We start from the raw sequence: 24,435 nt of genomic DNA, 5'->3' as shown, positions 1-24,435 counted from the left end.
TGTGTTTCCAATATAGGCCTGCATCACCAAACTATGACAGTTGAAGATGTAAAGCTGATGCGGGTAGAGTCACTAAGGCAAGGGTAAAAATTCTGTTGGAACATTTAAAAATTTTCTTAAATTGTGCGTCCAACTTTGAAAAATATCAATAGATATTTAGCATTTAGGGACAGGGACATTTATACATAGGCAAGTCGTAACATAGGTTTTTTGGTAATTTAAGTGTATGCTCAATCAATAACAAGGGTGTTAAATGTCCTGTGGTAGGGCATTTGAGGGGGAGGTTAAATTTTGTGAGATTTTTTGAGCTGCACTTGTTTTTTTAAGTCAAGCGTATAACTTTGCGAATCACTGACTAGCATTAAATATTAACAAACAATAGTTTAATTTTTAACACTAAAATTCAATCAACATGGCTGAGACTAAAACAACTGTGACTGCAGCTACTGCCAAAACGGCTTCTCATCAACCTAAAAAGTCTTCCAACTTGTTTGCGGTACTGGCAGTTCCCATCTGTATCGCAATAGCCTATGTGTTCTACTACCAGGCACTGGGTAACCCAAGCAACTTCCAGGGAGGTATAGTTGGTGGTACGCCAGTAGAAGGCGGTATCGGCAAATGGTTCGCTACAGTTTATCATGGCGGTGTAATCGTACCCATTCTGATCTCTGTCCTGCTGATCTGTCTGACTTTTGTGATCGAGCGTTTCCTCTATCTGTCCAAAGCAAAAGGTAAATTCAGCGGCGCTGAGCTGGTGAGAAAAGTACAGTATCACCTGGCTAACAAGAATGTAGATGCAGCACTGGCTGAATGCGACAAACAAAAAGGTTCTGTAGGTAACGTACTGAAAGCTGGTCTGAAAAAGTACAAAGAAATGATCACCAATACCGAATTGGATACTGATCAAAAAATCCTCACTATCAGAAACGAAATCGAAGAAACTACTGCGCTCGAACTGCCTATGATGGAAAAGAACCTGGTGTTCCTCTCCACTATCGCTTCCGTAGCTACCCTGCTCGGTCTGTTCGGTACAGTATTAGGTATGATCAAAGCGTTCGCAGCAATGTCCTCTGGCGGTGCTCCGGATTCCGCTAAACTGGCATTAGGTATCTCTGAAGCATTGATCAACACTGCACTGGGTATCGGTACTTCCGCTGTTGCGATCATCATGTATAACTACTTTACCACCAACATCGATGGTATCACTTACGCTATCGATGAGTCTGGCTTTACTTTGACACAAAGCTTCGCTGCTAACCACAAATAATAGCTATTATTTGTATGGAAACCGCAAGGTTTTGAATCTCTATTAAAGTAAACCAAAAAAGGAGTAAAGATGCCTAAAGTTAAAATGCCCAGGAAGAGCACACTCGTAGACATGACGGCGATGTGTGATGTGGCCTTTCTGCTGTTAACTTTCTTCATGCTGGCTACCAAATTTAAACCGGACGAACCGGTGACCGTGGTAACTCCGTCCTCTATCAATACCCAATTGTTGCCCGATTCCGACGTGATACTTCTCACGATAGACAAAGGCGGCCGGGTGTTCTTCAGCATGGACGGTCAGAGTAAAAGAAAGAAAATGATCGAAGATCTCAACTCTCAGTTCAAACTCGGCCTCGATACCAAGGAAATGAACAACTTCATCCTCGGCGCCAGCGTAGGTACTGACCTGAAAGATCTGAAAAGCTATCTCTCTTTAAGCGCTGAAGCAAGGAAAAAATCAGGATTGGAGAAAGGTATCCCTACCGACTCTTCTAATAATGAACTGTCTTCCTGGATCGAATACGCAAGAGCTGCACAGGATAATAATCCTAAGCTGAAATACTGTATCAAAGCCGATAATGGTACACCATACCCTGTAATCAAACAGATCCTGGATACCTTTAAAGACAAAAAAATACAGAAACTGAACCTGGTTACCAACCTGGAAACACCACCTGTAGGCTCCGCCGCAGCGCTGGCACAAGAAGGTAAACCAGCTAAGTAAAAGGCAGGTACTTTTCACGAGAAAGTAGGTTGCTGATTATAAATCAAAAAAACTAAGCTACTATGGCAGAAATGGATACCAGTAGTAGTGGCGGGAAAGGCAAACACCAGGGTACGAAGTCGAAAAAACTTTCTACCCGCGTAGACATGACTCCGATGGTGGACCTTGGCTTTCTGTTGATTACCTTCTTCATGTTGACAACGACAATGTCCAAGCCCAAAACAATGGACCTGGTAATGCCGAAGGATACAGAAAGAGAAGAAGAACAGAATAAAGTAAAGGAAAGTACCGCTCTCACTATACTCTTAGGTAAAAAAGACCAGGTATATTATTACGAAGGTTTGGCCCAGGATCCTAACGCATCCGCCAATCCCGACTTCTTCAAAGCTACCAACTTCGCTAACAAAAACGGCATTCGTGACGTTATCATCAAAAAACGCGACGCAGTAGCCCAGATGAGAAATGCAAAAGGTGAACCAGAAGATGTTGTAGTAATTATAAAGGCAGATAATGATGCCACTTATAAGAACTTCGTAGACATCCTGGACGAAATGGCCATCAACCGGATCCAACGCTATGCTACCGTTGATATCAGCGATCAGGATAAGCAATGGATCAAACAAACGGAAACAGCCAACGGCGTTCAGTAATTTATGGAAAATCATTAATTTTTGCATCCATCTCTAAAACGTAAACAATGGATTCAGCTAAAATCTCAAAGTCCGATTTCCTTGATATCCTGTTCGATGGCAGGAACAAAGAATATGGGGCTTATGACCTGAGAAGGCAATATGACAAACGGGTGCGGAATGCCATCCTCGGCACCGCGTCTGTTGCTATATTGGTCCTCGGGGGCTATCTGATCAATAACTATATACGCGCTGAAGAGGCTAAAAATCCTAAAAAGCCGGTTATTGAACAGATTAAGATGGAGGATATCAAGCTTCCGGATGATCCGAAGACGCCGCCTCCACCGCCGCCTCCCCCGGCACCACCACCACCGGTAAAACCATCTGTGCAGTTCACACCTCCCGTAATCAAAAAAGATAACGAGGTACCACCAGATGAAGAACCACCAAAGATCGAAGAAATCAAAGATAAAGCGGTAAGTACCAAAACCGTAGAAGGTGATCCCAACGGTATCGACCCGGGATTATTGGAAGATAGTAAAGGTACTGGTGTGGTAGAAGCACCACCCCCGCCTCCTAAAGAAGAGATCTTTACCTTCGTAGAGCAACCTCCTACCTTCCCGGGTGGTGAAGACGCACTCGCCAAATACCTGAACAAAAACATCCGTTACCCACGGGTAGCTCAGGAAAATGGAATCTCCGGTACTGTATTCGTGCAGTTCATCGTAGACTCTGAAGGTAATATCAAAGATGTAAAGACTGTAGGCGCCGCTAAAGGTGGTGGCCTCGAGGAAGAAGCCGTACGCGTGGTGAGAACCATGCCGAAGTGGAAACCCGGTAAGCAGAACGGACGTCAGGTATCTGTACAGTTCAACCTGCCCATCCGCTTTACACTGCAAGAGTAGTACTATACTATTTGTCAATAGTAAATCCCCACCAGTACCCTGGTGGGGATTTTTTATGCCGAAAAGGTTAATATTGCTCTCTAAAATAATTTATATGCTGGGGAAATTGACAGGACATGACGATACAATAGCCGCAATAGCTACCGCACCTGGTATAGGAGCCATCGCAGTTATCAGATTAAGCGGTCCCAAAGCCATTGCCATCTGTAATAGCCTGTTCCCCTCTAAAGACCTCGAAATACAACCAGGCCATACCCTGCACTTCGGTAGCATCGTCAGTAATGGTCGTATCATCGATGAGGTCGTAGTCAGCCTCTATAAAGCCCCGAGATCTTACACCGGGGAAGAAGTAGTAGAAGTATCCTGCCATGGCTCCCCGTATATCCAACAACAATTGCTGGATGCCTTTGTGCTGGCTGGCGCCCGCCTCGCCCGCGCCGGCGAATTCACACAACGCGCATTCCTGAATGGCAAACTCGACCTCACACAGGCAGAGTCCGTAGCCGACCTCATCGCTAGCAACTCAGCAGCCAGCCATCAGACCGCTATGCAACAAATGAGAGGCGGCTTCTCCCGCGAACTGAAAACCCTCCGCGAACAACTGATCACCTTCTCCGCACTCATCGAACTCGAACTCGACTTCAGCCAGGAAGATGTAGAATTTGCCGATAGAACCCGCTTGTATGAGCTGGTCGATAACGCTACCGTCCTCGTACGTCATCTAGTGAATTCCTTCAGTATGGGTAATGTGATCAAAAATGGCGTTAACACCGCGATAGTAGGAAAACCTAATGCGGGTAAATCAACCCTCCTGAATACACTTTTAAACGAAAATAGGGCCATTGTAAGCGATATAGCAGGCACTACCCGCGATACCATCGAAGAGATACTGAATATCGATGGCATACTCTTCCGTTTGATAGACACCGCCGGTATCCGCGAAAGCACAGATACCATCGAAAGTATTGGTGTCCAAAAGACACTCGAAAAAATTCGTGAAGCCGGAGTAGTAGTATACCTCTTCGACGTAAATGAATTAACCGAAGATGAACTCCTCGGGCAGATCAATGCATTCAGCAGTCAGGGAGTGAATCACCTGCTGGTCGGCAACAAAACAGATATACAAGGAGAAGAGAACATCCGCAAAAAATTCGCAACCATTCCCGATATACTTTTTATCTCCGCTAAAAACCACGCACATATTGATCAGCTTAAACAACAACTCGTAGCCAAAGTAATAAGTGGTAGCATCCAGACAGAAGATACCATCATCACCAACGCACGACATCACAGTGCATTGCAGGAAGTATTACAATCCCTCTATGCAGTAAAAGGAGGAATGGAAAATCAATTACCGGGAGATTTACTCGCACTGGACATCCGCAGGAGTTTACACTATCTCGGCGAGATCACTGGTGAAGTGACGAATGAAGACAGACTGGATTTTATTTTCTCGAAGTTTTGTATTGGGAAGTAACCCCTTTCTTTTATTTATAGTTATTTTTCTTTGTTTACCTAACGTAATATTTATCAATATTGCATCTTGACAGGATGCTTGATTTTTCCTTTGTTTTATTTTGTTGTTGATCCATAAACGGCTAAATTAGTAATAAGATTTCCCCGCCAGGTAATACCGGCAATGTTACCATTGTATTGATTGGCGGAATAGCCAGCCACGGATATTGTAAGTATATTCCAGTATCTCCAGGTCATTGCCCAATGTTTTTTTATTCAGCTATCCCAGGGCATCATATTCATTGGTGGCAATTGTTTTTAACGGTTGATCGTTGATCAGCTTACGAATAGTAGTTAGTCTACCTGCATCATCGTAATCAAGTAAAGTGAGTATGCGCGTAGTGGTCGTTTGCGTGCTCTTGGCATTGTTGTGATGCTGATAGGTGCTCAACACTTACCGGTAAAGTCGTACAAGCTGGTAATTGCATCTTGGTTACCATTCACGTTGTCAGAGATCGCCTGTATCACCCTTTGTCATCATAATAGCTGGTAGTGGTCAGCCATTGGTCAGTGTTCAGCATCCGTACTTTGACGCCGGTTACCAGTCAACCTAATTCATAGAAGTAATACTAAGTATTGGATCAACATTATCCAAGCTCTGTTAAATGTAAATTTAAAGCCCCCAAACACAATCAGGTCATTATTGGCATAAATCAGAACTTCACAGGCCAAAACATCCTTACTGGAACTTTTTGTCCTTCACAGCTCCCTGCTTTCCACCTGGGCATAATTGATAACACACGTAATGCTTCCTTATCTAATAAAGTTAATTCCGTATTTGATTTCTTCAAAATGTGACCATCTTTTACTCTACCATTAGTATCAACGATGAACACTAAGTTGATCGAACCTTGAAAAAAATCTTGTTTTTCTGGGTACCGAAAATTAGCTTTAAAAAATCTCAAAAGGCCAATCTCTCCCTTGTCAAATTCAGGCATCCTACTTACATTGCTATATACCAGGTGCCGTAACGTAGAATCATACTCTTGACTACAATTCTGTATAGTCCCATCAACCCTATGTTGCGCATGGCAACTCCATAACATACCAAACTGAAAAACCGAAAGTATTATAAGCTTATTCATTTTTTTTCTTTTTAACATCTTCCCCAGGGGTATTAATCCAATAATTTAAATAACCCGAACTTCCTGGCGCACCAGCGCCATTAGTCTGCAGCTTAATTTCATTTAACAACATTTTAATTTGATCTTTAGTTAAATAAGATGGTGATTGCCCTGTACCCTTCCATAAATCGCCGGACTTCTTCCCATCTATATTGATCATTGGATAATTCATCACATTAAAAGGAATTTTGGAGTCTGTGGCGGGTGTGGTTGAATAATTGTTTCCTCCCTCGCTAACAAGTTTTGTATCTGCTCCTTGTGTCTTTTCAAATGGATGATCAAATCTTACCGTATGCAAAAGCTCGTGAACTGCGCTGTTAGCTACTATTTCAGGAGAACGTAAATTGCCGTTTTTATCAAAAACATTTACGCCAGAAGCTGAGAATGTAGTCATGCCACCTACTATGCTTGCCTCTCCAAAAAGACTCAAACTTGGGACAACAACCCCTAATGCATTAGGGTCGCCACCATTGTACGTTACCTCCTGTACGGCTCCAGCTATTGCCTGGTGCATAGGCTTTCATCACCCTGTTCAGCGGAGATGCTTCAAACTCGGTTTCGCCATAGTAAATCTGTTCACCTTGGTGATAGCCACCCATAAAGCCAGCTTGTTCCACAAAGGGATTCGTTTTAAACTTTCCATCACTACTTGGAGAAACGTAAGGTAGGTATTTGAATTGTTCCCGGCCGAATTGGTCATAAACCACCGGCGCTACGATGTCTTTACCATCCTTACCCATACCTTTACTGACGGTTTGCAGGGGACGGCCCAGCCCGTCGAAGTATTGGCTGTTCTGTCTTACCTGCCGGAGGTTATTGTTCGTACTTACTGCTGCCGGATCACTGATTGGGACAGACGGCTCGTAGGTGCGTATGTAATTAATGGTGGTATTGGTAAAAGGACCAGGTATGGGTTGTGCCGTAGCTCCTGGGCGCCCGCTGCCGTTCGGTTGTTGTGCGCTTACTGGTAATACACAAATTGTACAGAAAGCCGGAATAAGAAGAAATATAATTCGTTTCATAAGGTCAGATTGGAAATGGATGAAATTTATTGCTGTATAGGCGCCTGGTATTGATAATCTATTTGTTTCAGGACTTTACCATTCATATCACGAATTAATTTCAGCCGCATAAATACATCATACTCATAATAGATCGTTTTGCCAGTGGGATCTGTTTCACTAGTCAATCCAATAAGTGGGTTGAAAGTAAATGTTGTTACTAATGCTTTACCGCTTAGCCCTTCTCTGATTTTGGCAAGTTCTGTTCTTAATTCCCCTTCATTTGCTGGATTATCAAGTATCGCCTGATTGATGAATGAACGGGCTACTTGATAATTGCTACCTACTATCTTAGCAACCGGATACTGCCCTTTATATCCCCAGAGATAAACTTCGGAAGCATCTCCTGTTTTGCCCTGTTCTGTCAAATTTCCGCGATTATCGTAGTTGATATAATTAAACCTGGACTCTATAAGGCCACTGCCTTCTTGAATACTGACCTGCACAGGCTTAACAATACTCCCAGCTGTATTCAAATCGCTATAAGTTGTTAATATGCGTTTAGTTTGCTGACCGGATATGTTGTTAACAACATCTATCTGATCTGCAACCATATTCAGATCTTTCATACTAGCTATCGCCCGGTTTTCGGCGGACATTGAAGCTTTCGCATTAGCATAACATTGTTCATATTGCGTCCGGCATGACCCATATTGGTTAACCAGTGTCTGCAAAGACTGACGAAAAGATTCCTGGCAATTTTTAAAGTTCTGCTGGGCGACATCATAAGTCCTTGGTGTTACGCCGGAAAGCACAGGCTGCTCACATGCTTCTCTTTGAGTAACCAGTACAGACAAGCTGGAATTGAAGTTCCTGATACACGCCGACTCATCGCAATTGCTAGTGGTATAGTCCAATGGATATTTTGTTGTTACTACTTCAGTCCGTTTCCGGCTATCTATTTCCGATATACGTGTAGGATATACATGTTTATTACCAGCATACTCGTAATCTTTTTTCAATACAATAGGATTGCCACCATTCGTATCATAGGTGGTTGTTTGCGACGAAACAAGCAATGGCTTGACTGAATGATAGTAAAGGGGATAAATCCTCATTGTCTGATCCTTCCCAAACTCATTACATGCCAGGCAGTTCTGGAATGAGAAAAGGCCATTCGTTCCAGAACCGAAATTGCGCCCTATCTGAGTTTCACCAACAAACAATTTTACGCTATCCATACCACGAGTATCCGCATCAAAATCATTCAGATTGTTATACACGTTATTTGTTTCTTTCACCAGTACATCAACACCATTATCGTTTTTATAGACTTTTACATTTAGGAGTTGAGCTCTCAAAAACTCGCGGTCAAAACGCATATTGGGCAATGGATTAAAAACATAGTCGATAGCCTTTCTAAATGTATATACAGTTTTACCAAGGTTTCTCCCGTCTTTCGAGTATTGACTTTCTTCTACCTTCTCATAGGATACAGAATTATTAGATGCCCCACCTATAGATACAGATGGTGATTCTGAGAATATTTTTTGGCTTTTGACAAAAGGATAACTCAATGTCGGATTAATGCTTAACTCCTCTTCGATAGTTCTTGTTCCAGAACCTAGGTTAAATAAGAACCCCGTCTCCTGGGCCAACGAACTAACAATTCGATCGAACTTGCCATTGAATACATTGGAGTTATAATAGAATTCTGGATAGTTATATTTCTTTATGATCTGATTGCCAGTTCCGTCATCATGTGTAATCGTCTTTATTCTTAGCCCGCCTATTACACGCGAGATAGTATTCATAGTGGTAACCGTTTCATAATAAGATTCGTTTAAGGTAGCGTCTAGTCGGTACTTGGTAGCTTGTTCACTTTTGGTGAGCTCTCCCGGATAAGGAAAATATAATTCATAATTTACATCTTTAGACAACCCTGCCAACTGGTCCTGTGCCGTCTCAAACTCGTCATAAGTTGTACCTGTACCGGAGGTCAGACGACTAAGGGTCCAACCGTATCCAACATCACTTCTATCCGCTCGTTGCAACCTTACTTCAGGAGAGTTACTTACACATTCTCTAAGCGGCGAAGATTGTAAACAAGTGGCAGATCCTGTGAATTTTAGTCGTATATCTCCCATGACCGTGCGTGGATCTAATTTAAATATAATGCTTGTGCCTTTTTTCCCTTCTCCCGGATTCAGATACATGGTTGAAATATGATGTCCGAGTTCTCTTTTTACGGTTTTAGTCTCGGTTTCTTCGATTTGTGCTTTAGGGGCTTCAAATTCGAAGGCGGTAAAGCCGCCGGTCGGGTAGGTGATGCGTTTGAGGCTAGCTGTTTTCATCATCTCCTCATTGGCTTCCCTGTTTTCAAAAGCGTAATCAACACCATTCTCCTTGCTCTCTTGCCTGGATATCGCCGATTTTACGTATAATAAGTCACTGTTTAACTTTCCATTGTAGTATCCCCAGAAATCCTGGCTATTACTATCAAAAGTCGGCACATTATCCGTATAATAACTAAATGCATAAGGCTGCATCCTTTGTGCCTGTTGTTGTTGATCATACCCTATTTCTACAACGTTATCCAGTCTTAGCCCGTTAGGAGCTTTTATTGCATTACGAAAAAAGGATTGCCCAAATTCAAAACTTTTTACCTTTTTGTATTCGCTGGGACCAATTATAGCCAAAATGTCAATGGCCGCTAATTCACCAAAATTTTGTGCGGCATACTTGAATATGACTTTCCCATTGGCATTAACTATCTCACTAATTCGTATTTTTGTCTCTTTCCTATAAATTGATCCTTGCGACTTTTGTGGCAGACTATTACCCGAAAAAAAAGCTGTCAAGGAGGTTGTTATCCGCGAGTAGCTTTGTTCGCCAGCAGCCTCGTACTTAAAGTATACAGTATCTCCTTTATCGGCAGATATTATCCTTGTTAAATACCATGCAGAGCTGATATTACTTAAAGGAGTGTTGGTGTTACTATTTAAATTACTAGGGTTCATAATAGCGGCACCCGTCTTAGGATCATATCCTATCGGGAAGCCTCCGCCACCAGAACCTGTGCTTCCTGCATCATATTTCTCGGTTGAGTTGGCCGTCTTTCCGAATTCATATATATCACCTCTTTCATTAAGGAGCGTAAATGATTGAGGATTCACGTCATAGCGGATATTAACATTGCTAAATGGTAACAACATGATGCCCGGTTCTATGCCAGGAGCAATTTTATTCCTGAACATGAACTTTCCACTGACATCCGGAGTAGAATAGTAGAAAATATCGGGTTGTGCGTCATATTTGGGATATTGCGTAGAGTACCAATTTAACATGTAGTTGCCAAAACACTCTATGTTATAGGAACTGTTCGCACCATCATCCGGCATTAGGATGTTTTTGAAACCATAAGTATAATCATCTGGCAGATCCATCACTGTACGGCTTATCATACCGCCAGCGTTTAATGACCATCCGAGACCTACCGCCGAGGCTCTGTCTGCTACCTTAATACCTCCTGCATGGTAGCTTAGAGAAATGGGAACATTTATTTTTGACGACTTGAATTCATAAAGCGGAATATTAATATTAGGTATCCCACTGCTCAAAGAAACAGGATAGTCAATATACTTTGCCATTGCACTAGCTGTAGGCGCAGGGGGAGTAACATTAATCGCTTTCCCAGGGTTAATTTGGGCAAGCGAATAAAGGCTAAACATCAAAGAAATGCATATAGAGAAAAGTCTTCTGCTTATTATGCTGACAGAATATATCCTTCTCAGGAATTGAACATTGCTCATGAAAATTGATATTAGTATATTCAGTTGTTTCTTTTAAGAGTATAGGTCACGTAAACATACTTATGCGTTAACAGCCGCTTGTATAGTATAAGGATGCTTACATCTTGAGCATGGAAAATGGATTAAAGGCATTGACAGATATTGTACAGTCTATTCTCCTCATAGCACTATTGCTTTGAAGGATATAGGCTTTCAGAAACCAATATTGTTCCCTACCGCGTGGCACTTTGGAAAACTGATTTTCATAAGTTAATGTCGCATCCACAATCCAAGAAACAAAGGGTAAGGGAAGCTATTGTGTTACTCGCCAATAATGCGGATTATTTAAACGATTTACAAACAACAGCTCTTAGCAATCCAACAACGTACAGAAATTGGCATATACTTGACAAAGAAACCCTATTTCTGAGAAAACTACAAGAAATCTTTTCCACTAGATTTCTACGGTGTTGGTTAACTTATAATAAAATAAGATAATTTAAAAATGAATAATTTTGTGCCTTTTTAGCTATCAAATCTGCGGTGTCCAGTAATTCCCATGTATTAAAGCGGCATGGCCATGAGGCTGCAGCTATGACCTCTATTCAGTCTAGGAGAAGTTATAAGAGCGAAATGATAGTTGTTGTTGATTATCCCCATAAAGTGGAAAACTGGTATACAGCGTTTTAAATGTCTTATAGGACCGTGCTACTAGATATTATTTTAAAAACTTAGAATGTTGATAATCCATCGTGATTGCACCGGAGGAAACAGGGATGAGGGAAAAAGATGAAAAGTGAAACCATTTCTACAATATATTTCTTATCGAAGCTCGCTCCCAGTTGTGACTTAGCGGATACTTATTATATGAGAATCATGGTATTACCCTTTCTGTATTGGCAAATAAACTCGCAAGCGAGTGCAAGTACTTTAAAGTACAACAGTAACGAGCTGAAAGCCTTATTTTACCAGCTATTTATACCTGTAAATTAATACCAGTTAAACTTTCGGAGGCTTACCGTGCCACTGAGGTTGAGGTTAATGAGTAGGGGGCAGCTTTCGAGGTGTAGCTCTTTCAGCGCACGCAGCCCACGGATATGTAGCGATTTCAGGAACTCATTGTCCATCAGCCATATTTCCTCCAGCTTTTTAAAAGGGGTAAAATCCAGCGTGCTGAAGTAGTTGTTTGTGAGGTTAAGACGCCTCAGGTTAGGATGGTGGTCCAGCTTAAGTGTGTACATTTTGTTCCGCTGGAGTTCTAACACTTCGAGGTTGGGCACGTTGGAAAATGCCACATTGGAGATGGCATTATTATCGAGCCGGAGGTCTTTTAGCGCGGGCAAGCCATTTACGTCGGGCATGCGGATTTTGTTGAAGCTCAGGTAAATGTCCTGCAACTTTGTGCAGCCTTTCACATTAAACCGCTCAATCTCGTTGTTAAAGCCGTAGATGGATTTGAGATTGCTCATCCCGGAGAAATCGATGATGCGGAGCTTATTGTCATAGAACCCGAATTCCTCCAGGTTCGTGAAATTTTTGATACCGGTAAGGTCGGTAATATTGGCGTGGTCGATGTACAGCTTAGTGATTTTTTTAGCTTCTGCCATTTGGATCTCGCCGTCGCCGTTGGCATCTACACCGTTGGAAAGGAGAGCTTCCTTAAAGTTATTATCGGGGAAGCGGAGATTTTGTGCCTGAGCGCCGAGGCCGGCCAGCGTGAGTATGTAAAAGAGCATTTTTTTCATAGCTGGTTCTTATTTGCTGATCAAGATATTTACTACGTCGCTGTCTTGTTTTATTTCCACTACGCCGCCTACTTCTTCGTCTACCGAATAATGTTGCCAGAAGGAGGAATAGATAGGGGTGGTACCCCCAGGAGGGGGGGGGGGGGGGGGGGGGGGGGGGGTGCGGTGGGGGGGGGGGGGGGCGGGGGGGGGGGGGGGGGGGGGGAGGGGTGGGGGGCACACCACCCCCCCACACTATTGTGTGGGGGGTTGGGGAGGTTAAGGGGGAAAAAAAAATGGGAAAGATGTTTGTGGTGGGTTGAAGGAGAGAAAGAGAAGGGGATAGGAAGGAGAGGATTATGTGGGGTGGGGGGTGGGTTGTATTGAAAGGAGGTGGGAGAGGTAAGATTAGAAAAAGGGATTTTTGTGGGGAAGGAGTGAGTGGGTAATAGGATTTGGGGTAGTAAGGGGGGGAGAGTGGGGGAGGGGGTTGAGATTGTGGGAGTGGTGTGTAGTTTTATGTTATGATGATGGGAGAGGGAAAATAGGGGGGTAAATAAGGGGGTGGTTAGAAAGGAAGGTTGGAGGGGGGGGGGAAGGGAGAATGGGTGGAAAGAAAATAGATGATTGGGTTAGTTGATATATGGTTGGAGGATGTTGAGTTTTAGAGTGAAGTTAATGTGATTATTATTAGTGTGAAGGGGGATGTGGATGTATTGTGAGATTTGTTGTTATAGGTGATGATTTGTAAGGGGGGATGGGGTTGTGGTGATGTGTTATAATGAAAGGATGATGGGTAGGGTTTAGTTGGAGTGGGAGATGGTGGGTTAATAAGTGTGGGGGTATGGTGATTGGGGAATTGAAAAACAGGAGGGTTGTATTTTGTGAATAAGGTTTTGGTTGTGAGGAGGTTTTGTGTAGGAGGAGGGGAAGGTGGGTTTTAGTTAAGAAAGTGGGTAGTGAGGGTGAAAATGATGTGGGGGGAATGAAGTTTGGAGGGAAGAATGTATATGTGATGGGGTGTAAGATTTATATGGAGGAATAAAGAGATTAATAAGAAATTGTTGAGAAAAATATGTAATATAGTTTTTTTTAGAAGGGAGTGTGGATGAAGGTTGAAGTATTGTTTTTTTTGGGTGGGGGTGATGGGTGATGGATAGAGTGTTGGAAGGTTGGGGATGGGATTGAATGGTTGTATGGATAGGATTATAAATGAGTGAGAGTGGGTGATTTTGTTAGTAGGAGAGAGTTACCATTAAATGTGTAAAAACCGTAATCCCGTGGTCTTGTGGTGTAGCTGTGTGAGATATCACCGCCCATATTAACGCCGGCAGAGTCCAGTCCCTGGAGGTGATACATTACTTTCCCAGTAAGATATAAACGGGGATGTGGCTGATAACGGGCGATCCCTATATACTCCCTGAAGTTAGCACCGAGTGGATGTGCCAGCGGTTGCCGGTAATGGGTGAGGTTAGTGACACTGTCATAGTTGGTATAGGTATAAGGTCGTACAAAATTCGCTTCCAGTTGTAAGTCCAGGTTTTTTACCTGTAAGACATCGATATACTTCATGCCTATTTGTAAGGCTTGCTTATTGGCATAGTTCCCTCTGCTGTAATGCAGGACTTCCTTAGTTACGAATTCATTGATAAGTAATTGCCCGTAAAGTTGTACTGTCTTTGCAACATTGGCTTTAGCTTCAAACCCAACGTTAGCCTTACCAACAGAACCCAGTTGCTGTTCTATCGAACGGTAGAAGATAACAGGATTCAGATAACTCAGATGGAATCCATTTTTACCATTCTCCATAATGTTCTCATAAAAACCAAGGTTCAGCCATTTGGTGACCTGCAAGGAGAGATGGTGCATCATCATATAATTCTGCGGACGGATCTCCCGTTTCCCATCCATTCCGTAAGGAGGGAAGGGACCAATAGTCTGCGCCAAGATATTTTCATAGTCGAACTTCCAGATGCGGGTGCTGATACGCAGGTACAAATAGTTACTGCTGAAATCACTTAGAAATAGGCTGCGAAAGCCATTGCCGATGAATAATTTATCATAGGCAAACTGTATATCGAAATATTTAGCGGCATTAAATGAGATACCTCCCCGCGCATCAAAGTAATCATAGCCATTACGGTTGTAATACTTATAAAAGCCAGCGCCCGGGACTGCATCATTGCGTGCAACAAAATCCCTTACATAGCCCGGATCACGTTCCTGGTTATCCGTTAGGTAGGTATAGAAGCCCAGCTTGTTGCCGATAGTTCCTCTTAATACAACCCCTCTTGTATTTTGAAAGATGCTGCCGGTACCGTCATTAGCACTCCCATATTGCAGGTTCATAACCGGATTGATCACCAGTTTGAAGTCTGGCGTATTTACAGCATATAAAGCACCGGGATTTTTATAGAATACACCGAAGAGCGATTTTCTGGATGTGATCGGAGTATGCCCCGTCGCCCATTCCCAGTTATTAGACAATAATCGTTGAATATTGTATTTATCTGTTGAGGTTAGCACAAATGGCAATGAGCCTTTCGTAGCCATTGAATCGATCCATAATACCCGTTCCGTTATGTTTTTACGGTTGTATGGCTTCACAAAAGTGAAACCTAATATGGAATCGCCTTGTGTGCGAATATCCAATCGATCCAGTAGCTGGTACTGTTTGTTACCCAGATCAATGTAATCTGACTGGGCAGACGCAGTAGGCGTAAAAAAGAATATCAAAAACAGAAAAAATAACCAATAGGGGAAGTGTCGTTGCATATCCGATCGTTTATTGCGGGTAGCCAAAGGTAAATGATCGATCTATGGACGGAGATTATAATACGATTAGAATTATAGTCACTTTAACACGATTGCAATAAAATTTAAATGTGATAAATGGCAATGGGTGCTACAATCCGTATTATATTTTTTTTTAGTTTTGTGAATCGGTTAAATAATTGTTAAACACAGCGCTTTTCGTGTAATGTGTGCCTGTGCTACATGCAAATGAGAGTACTTATCCCTTGTAGCAACAATCTAAACTGAACCTTTTTTAATTCGTCCTTTGTAGCCCGGCCCTCGCTGGGCAACGTTGTTGGTGGTATTCCACCACACTTGCACCATTAATGGCCGGATGACTGTTCCCCTCATTATTATCGAGTATAAGTAAACAATGATATCTATGCGCGGAAATTACAGGAAACTGTTATGGCTATTCCCATGCCTGAGCTTTTCAGTACTAAGTCTTACCTCCTTTGATGCGACAGCCCAGTCTAAAGCCAAAAAACGTTGGCTATTTGGCAAAAAGGTCACCGTCGTAGTAAGCGATACGACAACCAAAAAGAAAGCTGATACCAAAGGCCTGAAACCATACAAAGACGTGATCACTGCCGATGCTGTAAGTACGGACGGCATGTTCAAAGTGCATCGCGTTAAGACAGACTATTTTTTTGAGATACCGCTTAAACTGTTAGGAAGACAATTACTGGTAGTTAATAAGATATCTAAGGTACCTGAACAGTTGAACGATGCAGGTGTCAATAAAGGAATGAACTTTGCCAACCTGGTCATATCAATAGAACAGGATACCCTGCTCAATAAACTATTCCTGCGCAAACAGAACCCCTTCCTGGATGTTCCTGCTAACAATGCTATCGCCCGGTCAGTGGCAGATAACTTTATCCCTTCCCTCATCGATCAGCTGAAGATAGAAGCATACAGTAAAGACAGCAGCGCCGTAGTAGTAAATGTATCAAAACTTTTTGATGGCTCTAATAACAGCATTAATAACGTTTTTGATGCATTGGGATTACCAGGTGCTCCTATCAGAGACCTTTCTCGCATCCGGGGTATTAAATCCTTCCAGGAAAATCTGGTCGCCAAATCAGAACTGACAGCAAAAATAACAGGTGTGGAAGTATCCCTGGAAACAACCACCAACCTGGTATTGCTGGATGAACAGCCCATGACACCACGTTTTGCTGACAGGAGAGTAGGCTTCTTTACCACCAAAAGGTGGTACTTCAATGATGCCCAACATAAACTGGAAGAAAGAGAGCTGGTGACCCGCTGGCGCCTGGAACCCAAACCGGAAGATAGACAACGCTATCTGCAGGGAGAACTGGTAGAACCTAAAAAACCAATCATATATTACATCGATGCCAGCACACCAGCACAATGGCGTCCATATATCAAAGCCGGTATCGAAGATTGGCAAAAAGCTTTTGAAGCTGCCGGATTCAAAAACGCTATTATCGCTAAAGATGCACCGGCCAACGATCCTGACTTTGATGCCGACGATGCACGATATTCTGTAGTAACCTATGCGGCCTCCGCTAAAGCCAATGCCATGGGCCCGTCTGTAATTGATCCCCGTTCCGGAGAAATACTGGAGGCCGACATCATCTGGTGGCACAACGTAATGAGTACACTGCATTCCTGGATACGTATCCAGACAGGCGCAATAGATCCCCGCGCCCGTGGCAACCTCTTCAGCGATTCACTGATGGGACATGCCATCCGCTTTGTATCCAGCCATGAAGTTGGCCATACACTGGGATTGCAACACAATATGGGTAGCTCCTTCGCTTTCGAGGTAGACTCTCTCCGCTCACCGGCATTTACCGCCAAAATGGGTGGCACCGCCCCTTCCATTATGGACTATGCCCGCTTTAATTACGTCGCACAGCCGGGAGATAACGTTAAACAGATCACACCAGCTATCGGCATCTACGATAAGTTCGCCATCGGTTGGGCATACCGGTATACCGGTAAATCACCGCATCAAGAACTGCCTGAACTGAACAAACAGCTAAGAGCACATGAAAACGACCCGCTGTATGCCTTCGGCGAACAGCAAGATGTAAGAGATGCCATCGACCCCAGAAGCCAGATCGAAGACCTGGGGAATGATGCTGTAAAGGCCAGCCGCTACGGCCTGCAAAACCTTAAAAGGATCGTACCACAGATATTGACCTGGACCAAAGAAGAAGGCAGTACCTACGATGAAGCTGGTAAACTGCTCAACAGCGCTATCGGCCAATGGAACCAATATGCCTATCATGTAATGGCCAACGTAGGAGGTATCTATGTCACCCCAACTGTCTTCGGTCAGCAACAGCCTACCTACCGGCACGTACCTAAAAAGAAACAACAGGAAGCAGTGAAATACCTCATAGAAGAAGTATTCAATACGCCCGCCTGGCTGTTTAAGAATGATATCTATACAAAAAGTTATCCTATCAAGGAAAGCCCCATCGGCAACATGGAATATGGCGCCTTGGTATACTCCAAAAGCCTGCAGTCCTATTTCTTCTACGACCTGCTGCGCGACGAACGCCTGTCACGCATGCTGGAAAATGAAGCAGCCAACGGCGCCGCAGCATATACCGTATCAGAACTGATGCGCGATATGCACCAGGGAATATTCGCTAAGACCATCAACGGACAAGCCCTGGACATCTTTGAAAGGAATAGCCAGAAAGGATTTATTGACGCTCTCATCGTCAGCATCGACAAATCAATCATACGCCCGGAAACAAAAAAGGTACAGCAGGAGATCGCTTTCACCGGCGTAGATGACTTCTGCAACTTTTCATTACAACCAACCTATAGCGCTGCCCGGGCATCCCGTAATCTGAACTATTTCTCCATTAACAGGGTCTCCGATGCCGTAAGTGCGAAGAGAGGAGAATTAAGTCGCTTACTGCAATTACTGAATACTCGTAAAAACATAGCAGATAGAGCCACCGCAGATCATTACACTGATCTGATCATTCGCATACAACAAGCCTTAAATATCAAATAATATCAATCAAAATTATCTCAAAACAGCATGAGAAAAAGTCAACTTTTAGTGAGGACCATAATACTGCTGATAGCAGTCTGTCTTTCTCCGTGGCGGCTGGAAGCACAATCCAGCCAGCGTATTGTAAAAGGGAAAGTAGTAGACGCTGTCTCCGGAAAAGCACTTCCAGGCGTATCTGTATACGCCAGCAGTAAAACCATCGGCACTACCACAAGTACCGAAAATATAATAGAAAATATCAGCATCGGCGCTATCACCGATGAAAAAGGAGAATTCTCCCTGAAACTCCCGGATTCCTTGTCCGTAAAACAACTGACAGTAGGCTTTATGGGCTATGAAACCCGCTTGCTGACACTTACCGCAAGCAATCATTACAAGATCGCCTTATCTGCTGCCGGAAAGAACCTGAACGAATTCGTATTCACCGGATACCAGACGATCAAAAGAAATAAATTAACAGGAGCTACTGATAAGGTAAGCATGGAGAAGATAGACGTAGGTGGTGTAATGAGCGTAGAACAAATGCTTCAGGGACAACTCTCCGGTGTCGCCGTTACGCCGCAGTCAGGAGCTCCCGGACAGGCCGCAAAGATCCGCATCCGTGGTACTTCCTCCCTGCAAGGTACACAAGACCCGCTCTGGGTAATCGATGGACTACCGGTAGAAGGTACCAACCTGCCCTCCCTCGACGATGCAAAAGCGATCGACCAGCTTTACACCACCTCCATCGCCGGCTACAATCCCTCAGATATTGAAAGTATCACCGTCCTCAAAGATGCAGCTGCTACCGCTATCTATGGCGCCCGCGCTGCAAATGGTGTGATAGTAATTACTACAAAATCTGGTAAAAGGAATGAAAAACTAACCGTTACTTATCGTAACAACTTTACCTTCACGCAAAAGCCCGATCTCGGTAAGCTGGACCTCATGAACAGCAACCAGAAGGTCAACCTGGAACTGGATCTTTTTACTTCCGACTTTAGCTTCGGCGCAAACAACGGAGAAGTATCCCGCATACTTCGGAAATACAACGTTTCTCCTCAGGATCTCTCTGGCGGATTTGGTAGCATTAACGCAAATGCCCGTAATGAGATCAACGCCCTCCGTAATATTAACACCAACTGGAATGACCTTATCTTCCGTAGCGCCTTTACACAAGAACATACTGTAAGCGTGTCCGGCGGCAGCGACAGGTCAACTTATTATTTCAGCGGTGGTTATTACGACGAAAAAGGAGCTACCATCGGGACTGCCGCTAATCGTTACAATATCACGCTGAAAACAGATTACGATCTCACTGATAAACTGAAGTTCTCTGCGGGCATTTTTGCTAACCAGCGTAACCAAAGCTCTTTCAATCCTAATCAGGGCGGCAACACCAGCCCGGTTAAATATTCCCGCCTGGCTAATCCCTACACACCAGTAGTGGACGCAAAAGGCAATTACGTATATGATAAGAATATCGGAGGAGATAAAAATATCATAGATTTCAACTTGCTGGAAGAACGTAACAATACCAGCAATACCCTGAAAACACAGTCTGTCAATACCAACTTCAAACTGGATTATGAAGTGATCCCCCGCTTGCATATTAGCTCGCAATTAGGCGTACAGTCAGACATCCTCACAGGCGAACAGATCGCCCTGGAGAATACTTACTACGTACGCCTGCTGGCCGATCAGAACATGCGTTTCGATCCCACATCAGGTACCCAGAAAACCATCATTCCCCGTGGTGGAGTGATTAATAATAACAGTCGGAATACCCAGCAGTACACGCTGAAAACCATGGCCGAATACAACTTTACCCTGAATAGAAAACATGATTTCAATGTCATGGTGGGTAATGAACTCAGAAGAGTAAAAGATAAATATATCACTACCACAGGATATGGATACGATCCTAAAACACTGACTACTATTCCAATCAAATTCCAGAACGATAATGATATCAAAGCACTCTATAAAGACCGTACTAACTACGCAGAGAATGCTTTCGTGTCATTTTTCGGAACAGGTAGCTATACCTTCGACAACCGCTATACACTCGGTGCTAGTATCCGCTTCGACGGATCTGACCTGTTTGGCGTAGATCCTAAATACAAATACCTGCCATTGTGGTCAGTAAGCGGATTGTGGCGCGTAATGGAAGAACCTTTCATGAAAAACATCCGCTTTATCAATACCCTGAATGTAAGAGCGTCCTACGGCCTACAGGGTAACATAGATAAAAATACCTCCCCCTTCGTAGTAGGTATCTACAATAATGTCAACATCCTCCCCGGTGATCCCGTACAGACCATCCGCGTAGATAACCCGCCCAACGCAAAACTGCGCTGGGAAAAAACGATCAGCAAAAACATCGGTGTCGACATCGGCGTGTTAAATAATAGGGTGAACATCACAGCTGATTATTACGATCGCCATGGTAAAGACCTCATTAACGTATACGCACTGCCACTGGAAACAGGATTTCAAAGCATGGCCATTAACTGGGCCGAAATGCGCAACCGTGGTGTGGAAGTTAGCTTAACTACCCGTAACATAGTAGGGAAAAACTTCCGCTGGACAACCGACTTCAACTTCGCCTATAACAAAAACACTGTACTACGGGAAACACTGCAGGATAATTCCTATTTCCCCTCGAGAGAAGGCCAGCCCGTAGGTACTATCTGGGGAATCGACTATGCCGGAATAGATAAAAACGGTATGATCATGGTGAACTACAATGGTAAAGTAGAAAGCCTCTCCGAACTACTGCAACTACAGGACGACTTCGCTGGCGATCCAGACCTGGGAGGACTCTTCCCTTACTCCAAACTGACAAACACCCAACAGCGCGATCTGCTTCGCAGTATGGGCTCCAGTGATCCATTATATACGGGCGGATTTAACAACAGCTTCTCTTACAAAAGATTCGACCTCTCAATTGGATTATTATTCAACCTGGGTCAGAAAGTACGCGTTGATCCCGCCTACAATCCCTTCTTCTATGATCGTGCCACCAACGCTCCCAAAGCGATCCTTGATCGTTGGACACCTTCAAATCCCAATGGTAAATACCCCGCCTTATTTGGCGATGGTCCTGGTACCAACGAAGAATTGAAATTGCTGGGACACTGGCTGCAGGATAAATACTACCAGTACACCTCTCTGAACCTGTGGATCAGAAATGGAGGATATATCAGGGTAAGAAATATCACCTTAGGCTATCGCTTATCAGAAGAAGTATGTAGCAGGATACGCCTGAAAGGACTCAGAATTACAGCCGAAGCACGTAACCCATTTGTATTCTCCCGCCACTACGATGGCTTCATGGATCCGGAAACAATGGGCAATATTTACGCACAGCCAATTCCTAAAACGTTCACCTTCGGTCTCAACGCCACCTTCTAAAAAATGTAATCATGCGTAAAATCATATATGCCGCAGGAATAATAGGTGCATTAACCTCCCTGGCTTCCTGCAAAAAATACCTGGATATAGTACCCGTAGGTAAAGTAGTACCTACTACTGTCGATGACTATCGTAAAGAACTGGCCACCGCATACGCAGCCAACGTATACGATAAAGGATTGGCTTCCTATCGCGGCGACGAAATCAAAATCGGGAATGATGCCCGTACAGGAGATGTAAACCTGTTACAACCCAATTATTTTTGGGAAGAGAACAACGGTACTAACATATATACCTACGATTGGCGGGCTAAATACCAGCAGATATTTTATGCTAACCATATCATCGCCGAAGTAGATAAAGCCGACGGTGGTACTACCGATGAGAAAAACCAATTACAGGGAGAAGGTTACCTGCTGCGCGCATACACCTATTTCAACCTGGTAAATCTCTATGGTAAACCCTATACGGAAGCAACGGCTGCAAGTGATAAGGCCGTACCGCTGATTACCAGTATCGACCTGGAAAAAGTATCTCCGCGCAACACCGTAAAAGAAGTGTATGATCGCCTGCGGACAGACATAGAAACGGGTTTGTCATTGGTAAATGTAGACCAGTTCGAAACAGCTTCTTCCTACCGGTTTACAAAAACAGCCGGATTGGCACTGGCGGCTCGTGTCTATTTGTATACACACGAATGGAGCAAATCCCTGGACGCTGCCAAAGCCGTATTGGAGAAAAAAGCTACACTGATAGATTTCAATAAATCACAGGACCAGCCGACACTATATAACTCCATAGAAACTATCCAGGCATTAGAACAGAACTATAATGCCATAGCGATACAGACAGCTATTGTATCAGACAAATTATATGCCTTATACAATCCCACAGAAGACCTGCGTCTGAAAGTGTTCTATAAAAAGGATAGCAAGAATAATAATATCGTAGCAAAAGTCTCAGCGGCAAATAGCTACAGGCAGTCGTTCCGCGTGGCAGAAATATACCTGATCGCAGCAGAAGCATCCGCGCAGCTGAATCAACCCGAACAGGCCAGAAACTATCTGAATCAGCTGAAGAAAAACAGGCTCACACCTGCTTACTACCAGGCTGAAGTAACACGCATCGCTGCGTTAGGTGCCAAAGAGCTGTTAAACGAGATCTATGACGAAAGATTCCGCGAACTATCCTTCGAAGGTCACCGCTGGTTTGATCTCAGAAGAACAACACAACCGCAGATCGTTCATACCATAAAAAGTAAAACGGTAACATTACAGGCCGCCGATCCCCGGTATACGATCCGGATCCCACTGGATGCCGTTGCCAATAATCCGCTATTAGCGCAATAATAATAGCTACTATAAAAAGACAATACAGCCACCGATATCCGTCGGTGGCTGTGTCCGTTTAAAAGAGTATCGCCCCCGGTCACAAAACCAGGAGCGATAAATGTATGATTGGTCGTGGTGGTTATATATGCCGTTATCAGGTATAACTGCCGGCTTCAAGTATAGCATCTGCAAATGCTTTCGGCGCTTCCTGTGGCAGATTATGCCCGATGCCGCCCGTAATAAGTTTGTGTGCATACTTACCGGAAAAGTATTTGGCATAGGAATTATCCGGTGGGTGCGGTGCGCCATTGGCATCTCCTTCCAGCGTAATACTGGGCACCGTAATGACAGGCGCCTTCGCCAGCCGGGCTTCATACTTATCATACTGCGTTTCCCCATCTGCCAATCCCAGTCTCCAACGATAATTATGTACTACTATACGCACATGATCAGGGTTCATAAACGATGCGGCACTGCGCTCAAATGTAGCATCGTCGAATTGCCATTTGGGAGATGCCAGCTGCCAGATCAACCTGGCAAAATCCGAACGGTATTGCTCATAACCAGCTCTCCCGCGCTCCGTAGCAAAATAATACTGGTACCACCATTGTAACTCTGCGGAAGGAGGCAACGGTGTGTTACCTGCTGCCCGGTTACCAATCAGGTAACCACTCACTGATACCATCGCTTTACAACGCTCCGGCCAGAGTGCAGCAAGGATATTCGCTGTTCTGGCTCCCCAGTCAAAACCACCGATAATAGCCTGATCTATCTTAAGAGCATCCATCAGATGAATGATATCAAGTGCCAGTGCCGACTGCTGACCATTACGTAACGTTTCATCAGAAAGAAATCGCGTCGTGCCATAACCTCTCAAATAAGGCACTATCACCCTGTAACCGGCAGCCGTTAGTATAGGAGCCACCTCATCAAAACTGTGAATGTCATATGGCCAGCCATGCAACAATAGTACTACCGGCCCCTTGGATGGCCCCACCTCCGCATAACCCACATTAAGTACGCCCGCCTGGACCTGCTTTAATGAATCTGATAAGGATATTGAACCCACTTGCTGGGATGTGGTGGCTGCCTCTGGCATATTTGATACGCTACCTAATGCATGCAACAGGTTAAACTGTGTGGCGGCAATGGTCATGGCAGCTATACGAAGGAAGTTGCGGCGATTTTGATTACTGGTATGCACTGTAAAGAGTTTTGTCATTTAA

At 43.9% G+C, this 24,435-nt stretch carries 16 protein-coding genes; 8 read left to right on the top strand and 8 right to left on the bottom strand.

Translation table 11 applies throughout. The annotated features are described in order from the left end of the window. Positions 1-412: 412 nt before the first annotated feature. The 5 genes from KTO58_RS20455 (at position 413) to mnmE (ending at position 5,001) form a co-directional block, all read left to right on the top strand. On the top strand, positions 413-1,267 hold the full coding sequence (locus KTO58_RS20455; RefSeq protein ID WP_095837600.1) for a MotA/TolQ/ExbB proton channel family protein: 855 nt from the start codon (positions 413-415) through the stop codon (positions 1,265-1,267). A gap of 69 nt (positions 1,268-1,336) precedes the next feature. Beyond that, the gene (locus tag KTO58_RS20450) at positions 1,337-1,990 is read left to right on the top strand and encodes an ExbD/TolR family protein (protein ID WP_095837601.1); all 654 of its coding nucleotides are present in this window, start codon (positions 1,337-1,339) and stop codon (positions 1,988-1,990) included. Between the two features lie 62 nt (positions 1,991-2,052). After that, positions 2,053-2,640 carry an ExbD/TolR family protein gene (locus KTO58_RS20445; protein WP_095837602.1) on the top strand — a complete coding sequence of 196 codons (588 nt, stop codon included), beginning with the start codon at positions 2,053-2,055 and terminating at the stop codon, positions 2,638-2,640. A gap of 47 nt (positions 2,641-2,687) precedes the next feature. Next, positions 2,688-3,524: an energy transducer TonB gene (locus KTO58_RS20440; RefSeq protein WP_095837603.1), complete on the top strand. Its 837-nt coding sequence runs from the start codon at positions 2,688-2,690 to the stop codon at positions 3,522-3,524. Positions 3,525-3,618: 94 nt separating this feature from the next. After that, a complete protein-coding gene (gene mnmE / locus KTO58_RS20435) occupies positions 3,619-5,001 on the top strand; it encodes a tRNA uridine-5-carboxymethylaminomethyl(34) synthesis GTPase MnmE (RefSeq protein ID WP_095837604.1) in 1,383 nt (460 codons plus the stop codon). Between the two features lie 258 nt (positions 5,002-5,259). On the opposite strand, the gene KTO58_RS20430 is transcribed toward mnmE, so the two are convergent. The 7 genes from KTO58_RS20430 to KTO58_RS20400 form a co-directional block, all read right to left on the bottom strand. Further along, a complete protein-coding gene (locus KTO58_RS20430; protein WP_157752821.1) occupies positions 5,260-5,430 on the bottom strand; it encodes a hypothetical protein in 171 nt (56 codons plus the stop codon). Positions 5,431-5,692: 262 nt separating this feature from the next. Continuing rightward, positions 5,693-5,977, bottom strand: a complete 285-nt coding sequence (locus tag KTO58_RS20425; RefSeq protein WP_157752822.1) for an energy transducer TonB — start codon at positions 5,975-5,977, stop codon at positions 5,693-5,695. Between the two features lie 139 nt (positions 5,978-6,116). Further along, positions 6,117-6,557: a hypothetical protein gene (locus KTO58_RS20420; protein WP_095837606.1), complete on the bottom strand. Its 441-nt coding sequence runs from the start codon at positions 6,555-6,557 to the stop codon at positions 6,117-6,119. Between the two features lie 61 nt (positions 6,558-6,618). After that, positions 6,619-7,185 carry a DUF6443 domain-containing protein gene (locus KTO58_RS20415; protein ID WP_095837607.1) on the bottom strand — a complete coding sequence of 189 codons (567 nt, stop codon included), beginning with the start codon at positions 7,183-7,185 and terminating at the stop codon, positions 6,619-6,621. A gap of 26 nt (positions 7,186-7,211) precedes the next feature. After that, the gene (locus tag KTO58_RS20410) at positions 7,212-10,976 is read right to left on the bottom strand and encodes a hypothetical protein (protein WP_157752824.1); all 3,765 of its coding nucleotides are present in this window, start codon (positions 10,974-10,976) and stop codon (positions 7,212-7,214) included. Positions 10,977-11,944: 968 nt separating this feature from the next. Further along, positions 11,945-12,700 (bottom strand): leucine-rich repeat domain-containing protein, encoded by a 756-nt coding sequence (locus tag KTO58_RS20405; protein WP_095837609.1) that lies wholly within the window; start codon positions 12,698-12,700, stop codon positions 11,945-11,947. A 1,185-nt stretch (positions 12,701-13,885) separates the two neighbouring features. Next, complete coding sequence (locus KTO58_RS20400) at positions 13,886-15,454, bottom strand: hypothetical protein (protein WP_225859852.1); 1,569 nt, start codon at positions 15,452-15,454, stop codon at positions 13,886-13,888. A 403-nt stretch (positions 15,455-15,857) separates the two neighbouring features. Between KTO58_RS20400 and KTO58_RS20395 the strand changes: the two genes are divergently transcribed. The 3 genes from KTO58_RS20395 to KTO58_RS20385 are packed head-to-tail and all read left to right on the top strand — an operon-like array spanning position 15,858 to position 23,227. Continuing rightward, on the top strand, positions 15,858-18,482 hold the full coding sequence (locus KTO58_RS20395) for a zinc-dependent metalloprotease (protein WP_198315174.1): 2,625 nt from the start codon (positions 15,858-15,860) through the stop codon (positions 18,480-18,482). A 27-nt stretch (positions 18,483-18,509) separates the two neighbouring features. Continuing rightward, on the top strand, positions 18,510-21,878 hold the full coding sequence (locus KTO58_RS20390) for a SusC/RagA family TonB-linked outer membrane protein (RefSeq protein WP_095837612.1): 3,369 nt from the start codon (positions 18,510-18,512) through the stop codon (positions 21,876-21,878). An 11-nt stretch (positions 21,879-21,889) separates the two neighbouring features. Further along, entirely contained in the window at positions 21,890-23,227 is a 1,338-nt protein-coding gene (locus KTO58_RS20385; RefSeq protein ID WP_095837613.1) for a RagB/SusD family nutrient uptake outer membrane protein, read from the top strand. Between the two features lie 136 nt (positions 23,228-23,363). Here KTO58_RS20385 and KTO58_RS20380 read toward each other — a convergent pair whose 3' ends face one another. After that, a complete protein-coding gene (locus tag KTO58_RS20380; RefSeq protein ID WP_225859851.1) occupies positions 23,364-24,413 on the bottom strand; it encodes an alpha/beta fold hydrolase in 1,050 nt (349 codons plus the stop codon). Between the last annotated feature and the right edge of the window lie 22 nt (positions 24,414-24,435).

The sequence above is a fragment of the Chitinophaga pendula genome, from assembly GCF_020386615.1.
Taxonomy (GTDB): domain Bacteria; phylum Bacteroidota; class Bacteroidia; order Chitinophagales; family Chitinophagaceae; genus Chitinophaga; species Chitinophaga pendula.
Note: the sequence above shows the minus strand (reverse complement) of the source record. Positions and strands in the feature narration are given on the sequence as shown.